Origin of the sequence: Streptomyces sp. FH025 (assembly GCF_017427025.1) — a bacterium.
In the GTDB taxonomy this organism is placed as follows: domain Bacteria; phylum Actinomycetota; class Actinomycetes; order Streptomycetales; family Streptomycetaceae; genus Kitasatospora.
The window spans coordinates 1-2906 of sequence record NZ_JAFLNG010000842.1 but is presented as its reverse complement, the minus strand read 5'-3'; the positions used below and the strand labels follow the sequence as shown (position 1 = coordinate 2906).

Sequence of the window (2906 nt, the reverse complement as noted above, 5' to 3'; positions counted from 1 at the left end):
CCTGATGCGGTGGGCGGCGCGTCGCAGGGGAGAAACCGGCATGGCCGAGAGGCCCGAGGACAGGGTCGTCCGGGCGCGGACGAGATGGCGTGCCAGGTTCGGCATGAACTTCGGCATGAACGTCAGCATGAGCTTCGCCACGAAGCCCGCCACGAAGCCCGCCACGAAGTTCGCCGCGAACTTCGCCATGAGCAAGGACACCTGGATGGTGGTCTCCGGCGGAGTGCTGGGCGCCATGTTCGCGAGCATGGGGCTCGCGGTGCTGCTCGGCCCCGGGTACGGGTTCGGCGGCGACAGCCTCTCCTACCTGGGCGCCATCAGCATCCTCGGGCTGATGCCCTGCGGTGCCGGGTTCGTCTGGGCGCTGATCCACCCCAGGCGCGGGCTCCCGGCGGTGGCCGTCGGGGTGCTGCTGGGTCTGGGGATCTTCCTCGGCTTCGCCGGGGACGGCCTCAACGACTCCTGGAAGGCCCCGGCGGACCGGCCGTCCACCGTCCGCGCGGTGGGCAGCTGGACCATCGGCGACCTGGTGGTGCGGGTCCGCCCCGACCAGGTGGTGGCGTACCGCAGCGCCACCGGCGCCGTCGCCTGGCGGTGGTCGCCGCCCGGCGAGGACTCGGTGTGCACGATGAGCCGGGGGATCGGCCCCGACGGCACGGGCCTGATCGGGCACTCGCCGCACGGCAGGCCCTGCGCGGAGGTGACGGCGCTGGACCTCACGGACGGCAAGGGCGGTTGGACCGCCAGCGTGGACGCGCCGTCCCGGGACGGCGACACCGCCGATTCGGACCTGGTCGCGGTGGCGGGCACCCAGGCCGTGCTGCAGGACAGGGCCGGCTGGCGGGCCGTACGCCTGGCGGACGGCCGGGAGCTCTGGCGCAGCGCCGCCGACGCCGGGTGCTCGCCGTTGGAGGTCGCGGGCGGGGACCAGGACGTGGTGACGGTCGCGCAGTGCGGCGACGCGGCGCCGCTCCTGCACTCGCTGGCACCGGAGGACGGGCGGGAGCGGTCCCGGATCACCCTCCCGGTCGCGGGCGGGCTGAAGAACCTCGCGGTGGTGTCGGTCGAGCCGCTCGCGGTGTGGGTCGACGCCCAGGCCGAGCGCGGCACCCACGCGGTGCTCAGCTACGACCGGGACGGCCGGCAGCGCGCCTCGATACCGGTCTCCGGCGACGAGTACGACCTGGACGTGATGCTGGGCGGGGTGCACGCCTTCGACGAGTTCACCGCCCGGCCGCTGTTCGGCGGGGTGGTGGTCGGGGACCTCTTCATCGTGCCGGGCGAGAAGGCCGGCGACGTCAGCATCAGCGGCGGCAGGCACCCGGGCCGCACGTCCACCGGGCGGCTGGTCGCGTACTCGCTGGCGGACGGCGGGAAGCGGTGGACCGCGGGCCTGGACGACCAGGTCACCGGCGTGCTGGTGGACGGCACCTCGGTGTGGGCGATGACCCGCGACCGCCTGACCAGGGTGGACGGCGCGACCGGCCGGCGGAGCCGCGAGCTGGACGTCAACGACACCGCCTCGCTGTACCCGGTGGACCTCTCGGCCGCGGGCACGGGCCGGTTCACGGTGGTCGCCGAGGACGGGACCAGGGACGAGCCGCCGGTGCGGGGGATGCGCTGAGCGGGGGACGAGCCGAGACGCACACGACGGCGAGCTGAGCGCCACACGGCAGCGCCGTCACCGAGCGTGATCGCCGTCGAGCGCTGAGCCTTCCGGGCGGTTGTGTCACGCTGGGGGAGGAGCACCGCCGACGCCGGGAGGCTGACGATGGCCGAGATCAGGGTGAACGGGGTGTCGCTGCACTACGAGACGCACGGCGCCGGCCCCGGGGTGGTGCTGGTGCACGGCTCGTGGAGCGACGCGGACGCCTGGGCACGGGTGCTGCCGGGCCTGGCGGAGTCCACCACCGCCGTCACCTACGACCGGCGCGGGCACAGCCGCAGCGAGGACCCGCTCACCCAGGGCTCGGTGCACGAGGACGCGGCCGACCTGGCCGGGCTGATCCACGGGCTCGGCCTCGCGCCCGTCTTCGTCTACGGGGACTCCTACGGCGCGCTGGTCACGCTCAGGCTCGCCGCCGCCCGGCCCGACCTGCTGCGCGGCATCGCCGTGCACGAGCCGCCGGGCACCGGCGTCCTGCTCGCCGACCCTGTCCTGCGCCCGCTCGGCGCCGACTACGCCGAGCGGGTCGCCGCCGTCCGCGAGCTGCTGGAGCAGGCCGAGTCCGCGGCGGCGGCCGAGCTGTACGTGGACAGCCTCGCCTTCGGCCCGGGAGCGTGGGAGCAGCTGCCCGCGCCGGTGCGGCACACGTACATCCGCAACGCGCCGACCTACCTGGACGAGCTGCGCGACCCGGACGCGCTCGACCTCGACCTCGCCGGGCTGGGCCGGTTCGCCGACCCCGCGCTGCTGACGCAGAGTGATGACAGCGCGCTGGTGTTCGGGGAGGTGCTGGACCTGATCGACCTCGCCCTACCGGCGGCGGAGCGTCACCTGTACGAGGGTGCCGGTCATGCCCCGCACCTGTCGCAGCCGGAGGAGTGGGTCCGGGTGGTCCGGCCGCGGGCACTGGGCTGAGTGGGCGCCCGCCTGCGTCAACGCTCGCCCGTGTCAACGCGCGCCCGGGTCAACGCCCGTCCGGGTCAACGCCCGTCCGGGTCTACGCTCGCCCGGGTCAACGCGCGCCCGGGTCAACGCGCGCCCGGGTCAACGCCCGTCCGAATCGATGCGAACGGAGGCCATCCGGCCCCGGCCGAATGCCCGCTTTTTCGCTCGCGCTCGAAGTCGTCCCGGGCACAAGCTACTTCCGTGACCGCGTCAGCCCGGACGCGGTGCGATCGGAAGGACCGACATGACGAGCACGCGCGGCCGCATCGCCGCCCTGCTGGGCGTCGTCGCGGTG

Annotated in this window: 3 protein-coding genes; 2 read left to right on the top strand and 1 reads right to left on the bottom strand. The window is 74.5% G+C overall.

The genetic code is table 11. The features are described 5' to 3' along the window. Nucleotides 1-189, bottom strand: a 189-nt coding sequence (locus tag J0670_RS34650) for a hypothetical protein (RefSeq protein WP_207816398.1), incomplete at its 3' end; no start/stop codon positions are given. On the opposite strand from J0670_RS34650, the gene J0670_RS34645 reads away from it, so the two are divergent. Beyond that, entirely contained in the window at nucleotides 188-1624 is a 1437-nt protein-coding gene (locus tag J0670_RS34645; protein WP_207816397.1) for a PQQ-binding-like beta-propeller repeat protein, read from the top strand. The two genes, J0670_RS34650 and J0670_RS34645, sit on opposite strands and share 2 nt — an antisense overlap. A 147-nt stretch (nucleotides 1625-1771) precedes the next feature. Continuing rightward, nucleotides 1772-2581, top strand: a complete 810-nt coding sequence (locus J0670_RS34640; RefSeq protein ID WP_207816396.1) for an alpha/beta fold hydrolase — start codon at nucleotides 1772-1774, stop codon at nucleotides 2579-2581. Nucleotides 2582-2906 lie beyond the last annotated feature (325 nt).

What these genes read in the sequence shown, in the direction of transcription:
- J0670_RS34645 (WP_207816397.1), top strand. Translation starts at nt 188, where the DNA reads ATGAGCAAGGACACCTGGATGGTGGTCTCCGGCGGAGTGCTGGGCGCC.
- J0670_RS34640 (WP_207816396.1), top strand. Translation starts at nt 1,772, where the DNA reads ATGGCCGAGATCAGGGTGAACGGGGTGTCGCTGCACTACGAGACGCAC.